The following is a 15,128-nucleotide window of genomic DNA, read 5'->3' on the forward strand; positions in this document are numbered from 1 at the left end:
TTTACCTTTCGCTAACCGAGCTAGCTTTTGCCCTATCTTTTGCATCTAGCCAGATATTTGGCACAGCTCCACCAGGTGTTAAGAAAATTTTGGCATCTTTGTTCTCTTTAAGAGCGTCGTTAAATCTATTTTGTGTCTCGATCTGTTTTAAATTTAATAAATTTTGATCAACACTTTTTGCGATCTCTTTGTTTGCATACGCAGTCGCATCAGCCTCGATCTTGATAGCATCTGCCTTACCTTTTGCCTCGATGATAGCAGCTTTTGCACTACCTTCTGCAAGGGCAGCTTGTTTTAGAGCCTCTTGATTTGCCCGCTCGACCTCGTATTTTGTCCTCTCGGCCTCTTGTTTAGCGATCTGGACGCGCTCGATCTGCTCTTTTACCTTTGAAGGCAAGATGATCTCACGAAGCTGCACAGTTAGAAGCTCGACTGGCTTGTTTGGCTGAGAGTCGATGTCTTTTCTTATGCCCTCATCTATCTGCCTTGCTAGGTCATTTCTCTTAGTTGGTAGCTCTTCGGCTGTGTATTTACCAGCGATGCTGCGAACCACGTCGCGCACGACAGGATCAACGATCTTGCTCTCCCAGCTAAGGCCCCAAGATGCGATAGTTTGTGGTGCATTTTCTGGATTTAGGCGGTATTGCACGGTGATATCGATGCTAACTGGTAAATTTCTAGCGTCCAAAACTGAGATCGAGTTTTTGCGTAAAATTCCAGCTCCCTGATAAGACTTTTGCAAGCTTTCGCCCATATCTTCGCCTGAAGTGTAGTTGATGATCCTAACTCTAGTATCAACTACGATGATGTTTTGGATAAATGGCAAAAAGAAGTGAAATCCTGGTTGCAAAGGATTTGGCTCATATTTACCCGCTGTGGCTTTGATGCCGACCTCGCCTGAGTGTATCACTTTAAATGGCTGAGTGATAGCAAGGATCGCGATAATGGCGATTATTATGTAGGCTAGCGCACCAAATTTGCCAAAGCCGCTTGGTATATTTGGCATTTTAAAATCCTTTTTAAAAGGTGGCTCTTTGTCGTTATTTTGACCTGAGCCCCTGTTGTCATTACCTGGCTTTTTTTTGTTGAAATAATCATTTAAATCAGCGGGCATTTCGTTCCTTTAAATCTTAAATATATGTTAAAAATGATTCGTATTTTTTGTTTAGACCATAAACTACGTCAAAGTAAGCTTTTTGTAGTCTCTTTGTCACTTCGCCTCTAGCACCGTTGCCGATGATACGGTTATCTATGCTGTTTATCGGAGTTACTTCAGCTGCAGTACCAGTGAAAAATGCTTCGTCAGCTGTGTATGCTTGATCCCTTGTGATGCGCTCTCTTCTTACTTCGATGTCAAGGTCGTGAGCTAGTCTTATGACTGTATCTTGAGTGATGCTAAGTAGGCTGTTGTCGTTTGGTGGAGTGATCAATGCGCCATTTTCAACGATGAAGAAGCACTCGCCTGGACCTTCAGCCACAAAGCCCTCGCTATCAAGAAGTAGCGCCTCGTCGTATCCAGCCTCTTTTGCTTCGTAGTTTGCCATTTGTGAGCTTAGATAGTTTGAGCTAGCCTTTGCTCTGTTCATTTGAGCAGCAGGGGCTAGTTTAGCAAAGCTTGAAATTTTAACTCTGATGCCTTTTTCTAAGCCTTCATCGCCAAGATATGCGCCCCACTCCCATGAAGCGATAGCAGTTTGAACTGGTGCTTTTGTGTGCGCTACGCCCATTACGCCGTATCCTAAAAAGATAAGTGGGCGGATATAGACGTTGCTGTTATATTTATTTGCGCGAAGTAGCTCGATCTGTGCTTTTTCAAGCTCTTCTTCAGTGTAAGGCACGTTTAAAACTGTCATTTTTGCTGATCTTAAAAGTCTTTTTGTGTGGTCTTTTAGTCTAAAAATAGCTAGACCTTTTTTTGTTTTATAAGCTCTTGTGCCCTCAAATACAGCGTTAGCGTAGTGCAAAGAGTGAGTTAGAACGTGTACTTTCGCATCGTCCCATTTTACTAGTTTTCCATCCATCCAGATGAATTCTGAAGCGTTCATAATTAAACCTTTCTTTTTTAGAAATTTGATCCGAGTTTATCTAAAATTGCTTTAAATTTACATTTCTAAGCCCAAAATGTCCGTAAATTTTAGGCTAAAGTTACTTATCTAAAAGCTCTTTTATCGTCTTTGCCATCTCGTCGATCGACGATGCTGCGTTTAAATTTATCAGATATTTGCCGCTTACCACAAAGGCTGGCACACCGCTGATGCTAGCTACATCATAAGAGGCAAACCACTCGTTTAAAAGCTCTTTTGCACGCTCTGAGCTTAGCGCTTTTTCATACTCGTCTTTGCTCACGTGAGCCGCATTTAGCGCTAGATCTATAAATCTTTGCTTATCTTTGCCGTCATTAAAGTCATCTTTTTCATCGTGTCTTGCTTTATATATCGCAAATTTAGCTTGCTTAAATTTAGATTCATCGCTTAGCAGATCAGTCCCATTTGCCTCATCTATCGATATAAGAGCGGCGAAAATTTTACTTGTAGTCTCGCCAAGCTTGCCTTTGGTGCTTAGGTGATATGGGATAAATTTGACCCCGTCAAGCTTTGACATCAGCTTTCTTGTGATCGTTCGGTCAAATTTATAGCAGTGAGGGCAGTCGTAGCTAAAGACCTTGACGACTGAGTTTTTAGGCACGTTAAGCGGTTTTGCTAGAGTTTGATACTCCACACCTTCAGTCAGTGCCGATAAATTTAGCGCAAAAAACGCACTTAAAATTAGCATTTTTATAAGCTTCATCTTTGCTCCTTATTATTTTTTGTCATTTACCATTGTGGCTTTACATTTTTGATATTTTCATAGTCAGTACCATTTACTAGGCGCTTTCTACTCGCATTAAATTCACCACTTATTAAGCTTCTTGATGCGTTATATTCGAGTGGTTGTGTGCCTACGATGTCGGCAAAAGTGTGAATGATGTCATCACTCATAAATTTATAATCTTTTGCCACTTCAAGCTTTTGCCAAATTTGTGGATATTTTGCTTTAAATTTATCAGTACCTATAAAAATGAGTGGAATTTCTAAAACAAAGCGGTTTATCATGCCATGGCCTCTTATGCCATCTATCTCAAAAAGAGCTTCGCCATGGTCAGAAAGATAGACTATCAAAGCTTCATCGTCTTTAAAAATTTTATAAATTTCATTTATCACGTAGTCATTATAAAGTACGCTATTTAGATACCATGCAAAGCTCTCTTTTTGCCCATGATTCATTTTGTTTTGCAGATCATTAGCTGTAAATTTTGAAAAATCTTTTGGATACCTTAGGTCGTATTTAAAGTGATTTCCCATTAGGTGAATGATATAAAAATTTGACTCTCCAAGACTTTGTTTTATCTTTGAAATTTCAGGCAAAAGTATGCCATCTGTCTCTCTACCAGTATAGTTTGTAGCTGATGCAAATTTTTGTGTAAAAAATGTGATATCACTTCTATCTGCAACACTTTTTTGTGTTGTAGAATATCCGCCGATATTGCTTTGATTACTTATCCATGCTGTTTTGTATCCTACTAGACTAAACATATCAACGATGTTTAAACTCTTGCTCCAAGGCTCTTTGCTTTCATAGTTTGAGAAATTTAAAACCTTTGAAAGAGAACCATTTGTATATGTGTCAGGGGCGGTAGTATCTGTATAGATTATGGCATTGCCACTTTGTTTTAAAGTCATTAAATTTGGTGTAGTTGGCAAGCCAAATCCATAAACGCTCATCTCGTTTCTTTGCAAGCTTTCACCGATCACAAAGACTGCATTTGCTACTTTTTGCTCAGCTTTTATGTTTTGATTTGCTGCTTTAGATACGTCGTAATCTTTTAAAATTTGCTTATTGCTAGCTAAAAAATTATCATCTAAAAGATATTTTTTTAAAACAAAAGCATAGTTTATCAGGATGTGTTCTGAGAGCTTGCTTATAGCTCTATCAGCTTTATTAGACGATATTCTCATTGCTGATTTTGTAAAGAATACAGCTGCAAAGGCTATATAAATTACCGAAAGGACAATGATAGTTTTTCGGCTAAATTCTTTTGTGCTAGATCTTTTATATCTTGTCATAAAATAAAAGATGATGCATAAAAGTATAGCAACTACTAGATATTTAGCTTCAAAAAATGTCTGAAAAAACTCACCGGCTTCATCTGGATTTGTGTGTAGCACACTATCTATTATCGCTATATTTATATCTGTTTTTAAACTTGTTAAAGTGAAAAAATTTATAAAACATAGAATAAAAATTATTAGTGCATAAACCAGATAAACCCCTTTAAATAGCCCACGACTTAGCAAGTAAAGAATATGTGTGATAACTAAATTTAATAAAAATATAGTAGTTAAGCTTCTTGCCATATGCATAAGAGCTATGCGGTCGGTGCCTTCAAAAAAGTAAATTTTATAGACATTTGCAACAAACATCACAATTGTTGTAATCACAAATATATTTATAAATGGACTTTTTATAATGGTATTAAAAAATTTGGTCATTTTTTACCTTACTTCACCAGATCAGCTAGTACTTTTGCGGCGTGGTCTTTGGCTTTTACGCTTTTATAAATTTTAACTATCTTGCCGTCTTTGCCGATCACAAAGGTGCTTCTAACGATGCCAAGATACTCTTTGCCGTAGTTTTTCTTGACCTGCCAAACACCATAAAGCTTTGAAATTTCTTTATCCTCGTCGCTTAAGAGGATGTGCTTTAAATTTTGCTTTGCGATAAAGCCCACATGCGACTTCACACTATCTGGGCTAACGCCGATGATAACGGTGTCATTTTTGATAAACTGATCGTAGTTTGCGCTAAATTCGCAAGCCTCAGTCGTGCAGCCAGGCGTGTTGTCCTTTGGGTAGAAATAAAGCACCACGTTTTTGCCTATAAAGTCCTTTAGTGCAACCTTTACGCCGTCTTGATTTAGCGCTTCAAACTCTGGCGCCTTGTCGCCAACTTCAAGCGTTATCTTCCTCTCAATGTCTGCTTTGCTAAATTCGCTCATTTTATCCCCTTTCTTTTGTCCTCTACGCTCTCGCCAGCTACGCCGATATTGCCAGCGTCGTGAGTTTCGATAAAGATCATAACCGCCTCTTTTTTCTTGCCAAGCACTCTTACAAGCGTCTCGGTTACTTCTTTAAAAACTTGATCTTTTTGCTCTTTTGTAGGCTCTGGGCCTGCTATTTTGATATTAACATAAGGCATTTTTGCTCCTTTTTTAAGATGCAAAATATTAGCCAAAATGAGTGAAATTTCAGATTAAAGCCGTTATTTAAGAATTTGGCATTAAAATAAGCAAACTTCCAAAAGGAGCGAAAATGGACTATAACAGGCAAAATAAGGGCTTTGTTTGCTTTATGTATGGCTTTGGACGAAGCAGGGCGGTTTATGCAGTTTTGATGATAGTAATGGCACTTTTAGCTGGCTTTTTAACACTTACTTCAAGCGCTCAAGCTGACGTTTCAAATTTGCAAATAGCCCTTGGCATCATACTTTGTGGCCTTTTGCTGATCCTTGTAAATCCTAAAATTTTCATCATCAAGCTAATTGGCTACTTAATCGCCTTAGCTGGCGTTATGATCGCCCTTCACAACGCAAATTTGCTCGGAGCGGACTTTAACTTATATTTTTATGCAAGCCTTATTTTTGGGGCATTTATGATGCTTATGCTTCTTAGCTGGTTTGTCTATAATGCAAGAAGCAGCGAAATAAATGAAATTTAGTTCGCCACTCCCATTAGCACGCTTGTGTAGGTGTTTTGCTTAGGCTCTGAGCTTGTTGCATCGTTTGTATCTATGCGGCTAGCCTCAAGCCCAGCTTTTATAAGTGCCTCTTTTACCGCATTTGCACGCTCATTTGCAAGCTCTACTAGCTTTGCTTTATCGACTTCGATGCCCTTTAGCGCCTCTTCTCTTAAGGCTTTTTCGCTTCTATCTTTTAAATTTGGCACAAACTCATTTAAAACCGCGATGTAGTCTTTGCCGCTTGAAGCGATGATTTGATTGATCTTTTGATCTAGTTTTTTGTTTTTATAAAAGCTCTCATCGAGTTTTGAGTATGTTGGCGTTATGCTAAGCTTCATTTTAGGTTTTGAGCCAGTTAGCTTTATGAAATCAGCTATCTTAGGCGCTTCTGAGCTTATAAGCTCGCTACTTCCAGCAAGAAAATCAATAGAGCTAAGATCTTTGTTGCCAAGTCCTAGGGCGTTGCCTAAAAATCTAAATGGAGCTAGCGTGATGTCGGCAAAGAGCTTTTTCACTGCAGCCCAGATGACGCCGCCATATTTAAAGTCAGGATCGTCTAAATTTCCCTCAACTGGCAGATCGATGTTTATTTGATTATTTTGATCGCTAAGTATCGAGATAGCAAGCGAAAGTGGTAAATTTACAGCGTCTTTTGACTCAACCTTTTCTCCAAGTGTAAGTGAGTCAAAATTTATGAAATTTGAGCCATTTAGTTTTGAGTCGGCGACGCTATAGTTTAGGTTTAAATTTAGCTTGCCTTTTTTGATCTTATAGCCAACAAACTGCCCACTATATGGCGTTATATCAGTTAGATCGATATCTTTAAAGTCAAGCTTTATGTCGGTATTTTGCTTTAGCTCAAACGGAAAGAGTTTTGCAGTGATCTGCGCAAAGCCATTTTTGCCAACCACGCCTTGAAACTCGCCTGAGCTTGGGCGCTTTTTATCGATGTCTGTTAGCTTGCCATTTAGCTTTGAGATCGTTGTGGCAAATGGCATAAATAGCGATGCGTCCGAGAAATCAACCTCGCCATTTTTTAAAGAGAAGTTTTTCACGCTAAATTTTAGCTCGTCATCTTTTTTGCTGGCTGCCTTTTTGCTCTCAGGTTTTGCCTCGGTTTTAGCCTTGTTTTTATCCTCTTTTACGATCTGAGATAGGTTAAATTTACGCTCTTTACTTAGATGAGCCTTGATAAATGGAGAATTTAAGCTCACTCCACTTATGGCAAGGTCATTTTTGGCAAATGAAATTTTTTCAAGATCAAGGCTTTTAAAAGCGATTAGTTTTTCGGTTTTTTTGCCATTTAATCTTATATCTTTGATGCTAACTTTTGCGTCTGCTTTGATATCTTTTGCATAGTGAAGCTGGGCATCTGCGCTCATCTGACCACTAGCTAGATCGGCCTCTAAAAAGGGCTTTGCATAGGCAAAATACTTTGGTAAATTTGTATCATTTAGCTTGATTTTTGCACTCACGTTAAGTGGCTCGATCTTTATATTCGAATCAACATCTAAATTTAGCTTTTGTGAGCTTTTCATCGCCACTTTTGCATCAAATGGCTTGCTAAAATCGCTACTTAAATTTGCTACTTTTACAAAAAGATTATCAAATTTATGAGCGATCTTTTCGCCCTCAAAAAGATGCGTCAAAGCGATATCTGCGTTATTTACACTTATATTTTTTACATCAAATTTAAACTCATTTTCTTTGCTTTTTGAAGCGCTTTTATTTTCAACCTTTTTCTCCACTTTTTTAGTGTGTTTTGCCGCTTTTGCAGGTTTTGCGCTCTGCTCGCCAAATCCTAGCTCACTTACAGCACTTAGACCATTGTCGTTTAGTTCTGAAGTAAATTTAGGCTTATTAACATCGACACTAGCGATATTTAGAGCCATTTTTAAAAGATCAAAGCTTATGCTCTTTATCGCCACATCAGAGACGCTTGCTATATCTTTATTTTTTGCTTTAAGCTCTATGTTTTTTATGCTTAGCTCATCAAGGCTAGCAAGGCTCTTGTTGCCATCCATTGTAAAGCTTGTATTTGTCACGCCAGCACTTGCTACATTTGCATTTGCACTTTTGCTAAGTGGCGCGTTGATGCCATTTAGTGCTATTTTTTCAAGCGTTAGGGCGGTTTTGTTATTTACTAAATTTAGATTTAAATTTGAAGCATTTATATCTTTTAAATTTGCCAAATTTCTATCTGCTTCATCTATTTTTAAAGCGTTTGCGCCTATGCTTTTTAGCTTGGCTGTGGCGTTTAGCTCGCTCTTTTCATTTAAATTTGCAAGTAGCGAAATCTCATTTAAATTTAGTGATTTTACGCTCGCAGCGATAGCACTTTTAAAAGAGATGTCGTTTAAATTTACAGCGCTTAAATTTAGCGCAGCCTCCGTTTTATCCGCTATCTTGCTATCAAGATCAAATTTTGGAAGCTCTAGCTCGCCAAAGCTAAGCTCATTTGCGCCTTCATCAAGGCTTAGTCCTTTTACATTTAAAAAGCTATCTTTTAAATTTATCTTTGTAGCGTTCTCGTCGGCATTTAAAGCGTAGTTTATCTTTAAGTTGATAATGGCATTTTTGAGATTTAACGTGTCATTGTCGATGAAGCTTATCGCAACTGGCTTTATGCTAAAGTCTTTTATGCTGACGTTACCCTCTATTTTTAGCGGATTTAGCTTGATATCGCCATTTAGATCGATCTTGTGCGCCAGGCTTGAGTTTGAGTCAAATATGTGACTACCTGCGCTATTTTTCTTCGTATTTAGCGAGCTTAGCTCGTAGTTTATATCATCAAAGCTTACATTAAATGGCTTTGTTAAATTTTGATCACTATATGAAAATGAGCCTTTGATGATTTTTGCGTTATTTAGCGCGAAATTTATCGAGCTAGTGCTGTTATCTTCGCTAGTTGCGTTATCATCGCTTATAAAATTGCTAAAGTTAAAATTTGCCTTTTTATCTCTTGCGATCTTTACTTTTGGCTCATCTAGCCTAAAAATGTCTATCTCAACTAGCTTTTTAAAGATAGAAAATGGCTTTAGCTTAAGGTCGATCTGCTTCGTGCTAAAAAGCGGTGAAGTAGTGTTTAGCTCGGCATTTGTAGCGTTTAGCTCAAAGGTAAAGGGATTAAATTTAGCATCACTTACAAAAAGCGTTGCGTTGTAGTCTTTTAGGTATTTTGGCGCGATATTTTTGATAGCATAAGGCAAACCAAAAAAGCCAAGAAGTGTGTAAATAAGCAAAAGTGAAACTACGCAGATGCCAGTGATCAGGGCTATTTTTTTCTTTTTATCCATTGTGAAATTTACCTTTTTGTCAGCTAAAATGAGCCCTGATTTTACTTTAAAAAAGGTTAAAAGATAGTTAGAAATTTCAAATTTTCTATACATTGAATTTACATTTATCTTAATAATACTTTTATGCATTTCGTATTACCATTCGTCAAATATTTTTTAAACAAAGGAGCGAGTGATGAAGAGATTTTTGGCTTTATTGTTTTTGTTGTTTTCTGCCTTTGCTTACGCAAATGAAAATGCCGTTGTAGTCGCTATCGAGGAGCAAACACCTCGCATAAATCCACTCTACGACGAGGATCACGATCCTACGCTTTCGCTGGTTTTCTCTGGTCTTACTAGTCACGATGAAAATAGCCATGTAGTGCCAGAGCTTGCGAAGTCTTGGCAGGTAAGTGAAGATGGCTTGGAGTATATTTTTGAGCTAAGAGATGATGCGTTTTGGCATGACGGGGTGAAATTTAGCGCAAAGGACGTTAAATTTACCATCGAAGCAGCTCAAGATAAGAAGCTAAACGCGCCTGCTATCTCAAACTACGAGGTGGTAAAAAGCGTTGAAATTTTAGGCGATTATAAAGTTAAGATCACGCTTAGTGAGCCTTTTCCGCCGTTTCTTGACGCACTTAGCTTTGGCGTTTTGCCTGAGCACATTTTAAAAGGCAAAGATATCGCAACTGATAAATTTAATGACGCCCCTATCGGCACTGGCGCATACAAGCTTGTAAAATGGAAAAAAGATGAGAGCTTGGAATTTGCGGCAAATGATAAATTCTATAAAGGCGAGCCAAAGATAAAAAAGGTATTTTTCAAGATCGTCGGCGATGAAAATTTAAGACTTGTTGGGCTAAAAAGCGGTGAGATCGACGTTGCGCTCATCTCTCCAACAGGGGTAAATTTCATAAAAGATGATAAAAAATTAAGCTTGCTTAAATTTAAAAGTGCGGATTACAGGGCTTTGATGTTTAACCTTGAAGATCCTATCTTTCAAGATAAAAATGTAAGAATAGCCCTAAACTACGCCGTAAATAAAGATGAGATCGTTAAAAATTTATTTCACGGATATGCAAGCGTAGCGAATAACCCGATAGAAAAAAGCTTTGCAAATGACAGCGAGTTTAAATTTAGCTACGATCCGCAAAAGGCTAGGGAGCTACTTGAAAAGAGCGGCTTTAAGAAAAACAAGGCTGGCTTTTTTGAAAAGGACGGCAAGGAGCTTGGCTTTGACATCTACGCTTTTAATAACGACATCTTAAGGGTCAATCTAGCCAAAATTTTAAGCAGTGAGTTTGAGAAATTTGGCGTGAGAGCCAAAGCCTACGCAAAGCCAAAAACAGCCTTTAGCATAAGCAAGGTAGATAGCTTTGTAATCGGCTGGGGAAGCCCATTTGATCCAGACTTTCACACATATAGAATTTTTGGCGGATTTGCCGATGTGAGCGTAAATGAAAATGGCTGGAACTTTAGCCACTACAAGGACGCAAACGTCGATAACGCCCTAAAAAACGCAAGATATACAAAGGATGTGGAGCTTAGGAAAAAGCACTATAAAGAATTTCTAAAAGCACTTCATGAAAACCCACCTTACATTTTTATAGCCTATCTTGACTATCCGCTCGTTTTTAACAACAAAATTTCAGGCATCAAGACGCAAATTTTAGGACATCATGGGGCTGGATTTTTGTGGAACATAAGAGAGTGGCAAGTAAAATAGTGGATAAAAGCTTTGTTTAGAGCCATTTTTAAAACAGCGATCTCAAGCCTTGGGTTGCTGTTTTTTATCTCGTTTTTTCTATTTTTGCTCATATACTTTTTGCCAGGAAATGTCACTGACGCTATGTTTTCAAGGAGTGAGGCGATAAATTTAGCCATAAAAGAGCAAATTTTAAGAAATTTAGGGCTAAAAGATGGCTTTTTTGTGCAGTATTTTAGGTGGCTAGCTCACTTTGTGACAGGCGACTTTGGCACTAGTTTTGTAAGCGGGGCGAGCGTATCGCTACTCATTAAGGAGAGGCTTTTAAACTCACTCATTTTATTTTTTGCTTCGTTTTTTTTGATAGCTCTTTTGTCTTTTTTCTTAGGGCTTTTAAGTGCCATTTATAAAAACAAATTTGCTGACATTTTTATAAATTTTAGCTCCTTTTTGCTGGCTTCATTGCCGCATTTTTACGTAGCACTCGTGCTAATAGCGATCTTTAGTGTCTATCTAAACGTGCTACCAAGCTCTGGCGCAAACGAGCTAGGCTCTAGCGGCGTTGGGGTGAAATTTATCATCTTGCCAACGCTCGCCATTATCTTGCCTCACCTTGGCGCAAACGTGAAATTTGTAAGAGATAGGCTAAATCAAAGCCTAAACGCGGGCTTCATCCAGACGGCTCACGCTAGAGGTTTAGGTCGGGGCAAAATTTATCTCTTTGCGATAAAGCACGCAAGCACCGATATAGTCTATTATTTCGCCACACTTGTGGCTGGCATTTTTGCTGGCTCATACGTCATTGAGAGCATTTTTTCATTTCCAGGCATTGGCAAGCTTAGCCTTGATGCGGTGATCGCCAAGGACTATCCAGTCGCACTTGCAACCATTTTGCTAACGGCTGTTTTTGTCGTTTTTGCAAATTTACTGGCTAAAATTTTCGCTATCTTGGCAGATAAGAGAAATTTATGAGAAAAGTCATATTTTTCCTAGCCTGTTTTGTCTTTTTAGCGCTTGTCACATTTGCCTTTGTCGCGCCATTTTTTTCTAAATTTGAGCCAAATTTCACTGACTTTATGGCGGTAAATTTAGCCCCAAGTAGCGAGCATATCTTTGGCACTGACATCCTAGGCAGGGACAATCTCATAAGAGTGGCCTACGCGCTTAAAAACTCGCTTCTTATCTTGCTTTTAGCTGGCTTTTTAACGACCTTGTTTTCGCTCATTTATGCCTATTTTGGCACGAGCAAGAGCAGGGTTTGCGAGAGCCTTTTTGACAAGGGGCTTGATGCTTTTTTAAGCATACCAAACATCGTTTTTATCATGCTTTTTAGCTCATTTAGTAGCGGAGATCTTTTGATAACATCTTTTATCATCGCCATTTGCTCCTTTATGCAGGGTGCAAAAGTTTTTATGCAAAATTTAAGACTTAATAAAAAGTGTGACTACGCCGAGCAAGCCGTGATAAATGGGGCTGGTAAATTTAGCCTGATATGCTTTGAAATTTTGCCAAATTTAAAGCACCTAATAGTTAGTATCTTTGGTATAAATGCGATAAATGCTGTCGTCATGGAGGCAACGCTTGGTTTTTTTGGCGTGGGAAGTGACGCTAATAAAATAAGCCTTGGCATCATGCTAAATGAGAGCAAAGAGGCACTTTTTCTGGGCTCTTGGTGGATGGTGCTTTTCCCTGGCGTGACGCTCTTTTTGCTCATCCTCGCAACCTCGATCATCACGTCAAATTCAAAAAATGGCAACATAAAAATATGATAGAGATTAAAAATTTAAACGTTTTTTATAAGGATAAGAAGCTTTTGCGCGAGCTTGATTTTGGCATGAGTGAGGGTAAATTTATAGGTATCACGGGTGCAAGTGGCAGTGGCAAATCGCTCTTTGCAAAGAGTTTAATAAGGCTTTTTGATGATGATTTTAGAGTGAGAGCGGATAAATTTAGCATTTATAAAAAAGATATCTTAAAACTTAACCAAAATAAGCTAAAAGAGCACCGAAAAAAGGTCGCTGCGCTCGTTTTTCAAAACTCAGTTGCAAGCCTTCATCCGCTCTTAAACGTGGGCGATCATTTTAACGCCTATCTTGGCGGCGATAATAAAACAAATAAAGAGCTTGCATTTGCTTATTTTAGGGAGTTTGGGCTGGGTAATGCAAATCTCATCTGGCACAAATACTCATACGAGCTAAGTGGTGGCGAGGCGAGCCGTGTGCAGATCGCTCTTGCGCTTTGCCTGAAGCCAAAAATTTTAATCTGCGACGAGATAACAAGCGGGCTTGATAGCATTAGCGGTAGCCACGTGGCGGGCATCTTAGAGAGCCTAAAGGGCAAGATGAGTGTCATCTTTATCTCGCACGATGAGGCGCTGACAAAATATCTTAGTGATGAAATTTGGCAGATGAGAGATGGGCGGCTAAATTTAAAGGAAAATGCGTGAAAATAAGGCTCAAAAACGTCTCAAAAAGTTTAAGTTTTAAGGAGCATTTTAACGCTAGAGCTGAAGTGCTGCACCTTTTAGAGGGGATAAATTTCGAGCTTGACGATGGCGAAAATTTAGCCATTTTGGGTCAAAGTGGCAGTGGCAAAAGCACGCTTGCAAAGCTCATATCATTTAGCGAGCCAAAAAGCGGGGGCAAAATTTATATAAACGATGAAGAGATCACGGACAAAAATGAGCTCAAAAAAGATATCAGATATATCTTGCAAAACCAAAAACAAGCCCTAAATCCAGCGCTAAAAGTAAAAACAGCCATCGCTCATGTGAGGTCATATCTTAAGCTTAGCTTTAGTGAAAATGAGCTTAAAGAGCTAATGGGAAATTTAAATTTAAAAGATGAAATTTTAGGCAAATATCCATCACAACTAAGTGGCGGTGAGGCGACAAGGGTCGGGATACTGCTAGCGCTTCTTTCAAAGCCAAAAATTTTAATCTGCGACGAGATAACAAGCGGGCTTGACAATGAAACGAAGCAAAAGATCATAAATTTGCTTTTAAGTTTGGATAAAAATATCAGCATTATTTTTATCACGCACGATATCATAAGCGCGATGAAGATAGCGCAAAAGGTGCTAATAATCGAATCTGGCAAGCAAGTGGCGTGGGGTAAATTTGATGATCTTACAAGCCAAAATGTCCTTAAAAAATACCTTGACGCAGCTAAATTTTATGAGGGCAAACTTTGATATAATGCAAGCAAAAAAGGTCAAATTTGCTAGTTCATATCTGCTGCTCGGTCGATAGCCACTACTTTTTACAGCGCTTACAAAAAGACTATCCAAACGAGCGAATAGTAGGCTATTTTTACGATCCAAACATACATCCATATAGTGAGTTTTTACTGCGTTTTGAGGACGTGAAGCGAAGCTGTGAGAAGCTAGGCATCGAGCTAATATGTGGCGAGTATGACTACGAAGAGTGGCTTGGAGGCACAAAGGGGCTTGAAGATGAGCCAGAAAAGGGCAAAAGGTGCGAGTACTGCTTTGACTTTCGTATGAAAGACTCCGCTAAAAAGGCACTTGAGCTAGGACTTAGTAAGATCACGACAACGCTTTTAATGAGCCCAAAAAAGGACTTTTCTCAGCTTAAAAAGGCGCTTGATGAGGCGGTGGCTGGCTCAAATTTAGAAGCCGTTGCGGTTGATTATAGAAAAAATGGTGGCACAAGCGAGCAGTTTATCCTCGCTAAAAAAGACAAGCTCTATCACCAAAACTACTGCGGCTGCGTCTTTGCGCTAAAAAAACAGCGTGACTCGCAAAATTTGCCCCAAAGTGAGCTTATGAGTGAGCTACACGCAAGGGCGCTTTATGGTAGCATTGAGGCTAGACTTGAGCTTTACAAAAAGGTGCGCCTTTGCGAGGCAAAGGGGGAGAAATTTCATCTTTTTAGAAGGCGATTTTTAAACTACAGGCTTTTGCGTGCTAGTGTTAAATTTGAAGCAGTTGTGGTGCCAAGCTACTTTGTGCTCTACTCTGGCTTTAAAAGAGAGAGCTTAAAGCTTAACGTAGAGCGTGACTGCGAGATGGATGATGAGCTAAAAGAGGGTGCGATATTTATGAGCATAGAGCGCTTTAATAAATTTACAAATAGCAAATTTAAAAGCGTTAATGAGCTTTGTAAAAGGCCGCTTGAGCTTGGCGCTGAGATGAAATTTCGCCGTGATATAAGCGGGGAGTTTTCGCAAAATCCTATCATCATCTTAGACGATGTCAAAAAGGGCAGCTACGAAATTTACGCAAAGGCTGTTTTTTACAACGACAGCGAAGAAATTTTGGTTTTAGAGAGCTAAATTTAGACCCATTAAGGCTAAATTTCAGAGATTTTAAAAGAGGCTAATAATTTTTTTCTTAGTATAAATTTGTTAC

14 protein-coding genes are annotated in these 15,128 nt (G+C 38.8%); 7 read left to right on the forward strand and 7 right to left on the reverse strand.

The window, feature by feature from the left end; genetic code table 11:
* Nucleotide 1: 1 nt before the first annotated feature.
* The 6 genes from CYP77_RS08535 to CYP77_RS08560 form a co-directional block, all read right to left on the reverse strand.
* Nucleotides 2-1,114, reverse strand: a complete 1,113-nt coding sequence (locus CYP77_RS08535) for a prohibitin family protein (protein ID WP_004317857.1) — start codon at nucleotides 1,112-1,114, stop codon at nucleotides 2-4.
* Nucleotides 1,115-1,130: 16 nt separating this feature from the next.
* Complete coding sequence (locus CYP77_RS08540) at nucleotides 1,131-2,045, reverse strand: branched-chain amino acid transaminase (RefSeq protein WP_002939975.1); 915 nt, start codon at nucleotides 2,043-2,045, stop codon at nucleotides 1,131-1,133.
* 100 nt (nucleotides 2,046-2,145) lie between these two features.
* On the reverse strand, nucleotides 2,146-2,787 hold the full coding sequence (locus CYP77_RS08545) for a thiol:disulfide interchange protein DsbA/DsbL (RefSeq protein WP_021088157.1): 642 nt from the start codon (nucleotides 2,785-2,787) through the stop codon (nucleotides 2,146-2,148).
* A 26-nt stretch (nucleotides 2,788-2,813) separates the two neighbouring features.
* A complete protein-coding gene (locus tag CYP77_RS08550) occupies nucleotides 2,814-4,529 on the reverse strand; it encodes a phosphoethanolamine transferase (protein ID WP_103599743.1) in 1,716 nt (571 codons plus the stop codon).
* A gap of 8 nt (nucleotides 4,530-4,537) precedes the next feature.
* Nucleotides 4,538-5,035, reverse strand: a complete 498-nt coding sequence (gene bcp, locus CYP77_RS08555) for a thioredoxin-dependent thiol peroxidase (RefSeq protein ID WP_021088154.1) — start codon at nucleotides 5,033-5,035, stop codon at nucleotides 4,538-4,540.
* Complete coding sequence (locus tag CYP77_RS08560) at nucleotides 5,032-5,235, reverse strand: tautomerase family protein (protein WP_103565840.1); 204 nt, start codon at nucleotides 5,233-5,235, stop codon at nucleotides 5,032-5,034. Before CYP77_RS08560 ends, bcp begins: the two co-directional genes overlap by 4 nt.
* Before the next feature lie 113 nt (nucleotides 5,236-5,348).
* Here CYP77_RS08560 and CYP77_RS08565 point away from each other — a divergent pair, with 113 nt between their 5' ends.
* The gene (locus CYP77_RS08565) at nucleotides 5,349-5,753 is read left to right on the forward strand and encodes a hypothetical protein (RefSeq protein WP_103565843.1); all 405 of its coding nucleotides are present in this window, start codon (nucleotides 5,349-5,351) and stop codon (nucleotides 5,751-5,753) included.
* On the opposite strand, the gene CYP77_RS08570 is transcribed toward CYP77_RS08565, so the two are convergent.
* Nucleotides 5,750-9,070, reverse strand: a complete 3,321-nt coding sequence (locus CYP77_RS08570) for a DUF748 domain-containing protein (RefSeq protein ID WP_103565866.1) — start codon at nucleotides 9,068-9,070, stop codon at nucleotides 5,750-5,752. The genes CYP77_RS08565 and CYP77_RS08570 overlap by 4 nt on opposite strands.
* Before the next feature lie 175 nt (nucleotides 9,071-9,245).
* On the opposite strand from CYP77_RS08570, the gene CYP77_RS08575 reads away from it, so the two are divergent.
* The 6 genes from CYP77_RS08575 to CYP77_RS08600 are packed head-to-tail and all read left to right on the forward strand — an operon-like array spanning nucleotide 9,246 to nucleotide 15,052.
* A complete protein-coding gene (locus tag CYP77_RS08575; RefSeq protein WP_103565845.1) occupies nucleotides 9,246-10,778 on the forward strand; it encodes an ABC transporter substrate-binding protein in 1,533 nt (510 codons plus the stop codon).
* Nucleotides 10,779-10,790: 12 nt separating this feature from the next.
* The gene (locus CYP77_RS08580) at nucleotides 10,791-11,729 is read left to right on the forward strand and encodes an ABC transporter permease (RefSeq protein ID WP_103565848.1); all 939 of its coding nucleotides are present in this window, start codon (nucleotides 10,791-10,793) and stop codon (nucleotides 11,727-11,729) included.
* Complete coding sequence (locus CYP77_RS08585) at nucleotides 11,726-12,526, forward strand: ABC transporter permease (RefSeq protein ID WP_103565850.1); 801 nt, start codon at nucleotides 11,726-11,728, stop codon at nucleotides 12,524-12,526. Before CYP77_RS08580 ends, CYP77_RS08585 begins: the two co-directional genes overlap by 4 nt.
* Nucleotides 12,523-13,203: an ATP-binding cassette domain-containing protein gene (locus CYP77_RS08590; protein WP_103565853.1), complete on the forward strand. Its 681-nt coding sequence runs from the start codon at nucleotides 12,523-12,525 to the stop codon at nucleotides 13,201-13,203. The genes CYP77_RS08585 and CYP77_RS08590 overlap by 4 nt, the downstream gene beginning before the upstream one ends.
* Nucleotides 13,200-13,949, forward strand: a complete 750-nt coding sequence (locus CYP77_RS08595) for an ATP-binding cassette domain-containing protein (protein ID WP_103565855.1) — start codon at nucleotides 13,200-13,202, stop codon at nucleotides 13,947-13,949. Before CYP77_RS08590 ends, CYP77_RS08595 begins: the two co-directional genes overlap by 4 nt.
* A gap of 26 nt (nucleotides 13,950-13,975) precedes the next feature.
* Nucleotides 13,976-15,052 carry an epoxyqueuosine reductase QueH gene (locus CYP77_RS08600; protein WP_103565857.1) on the forward strand — a complete coding sequence of 359 codons (1,077 nt, stop codon included), beginning with the start codon at nucleotides 13,976-13,978 and terminating at the stop codon, nucleotides 15,050-15,052.
* Nucleotides 15,053-15,128 lie beyond the last annotated feature (76 nt).

This window comes from Campylobacter concisus, from assembly GCF_002913865.1.
Taxonomy (GTDB): domain Bacteria; phylum Campylobacterota; class Campylobacteria; order Campylobacterales; family Campylobacteraceae; genus Campylobacter_A; species Campylobacter_A concisus_AM.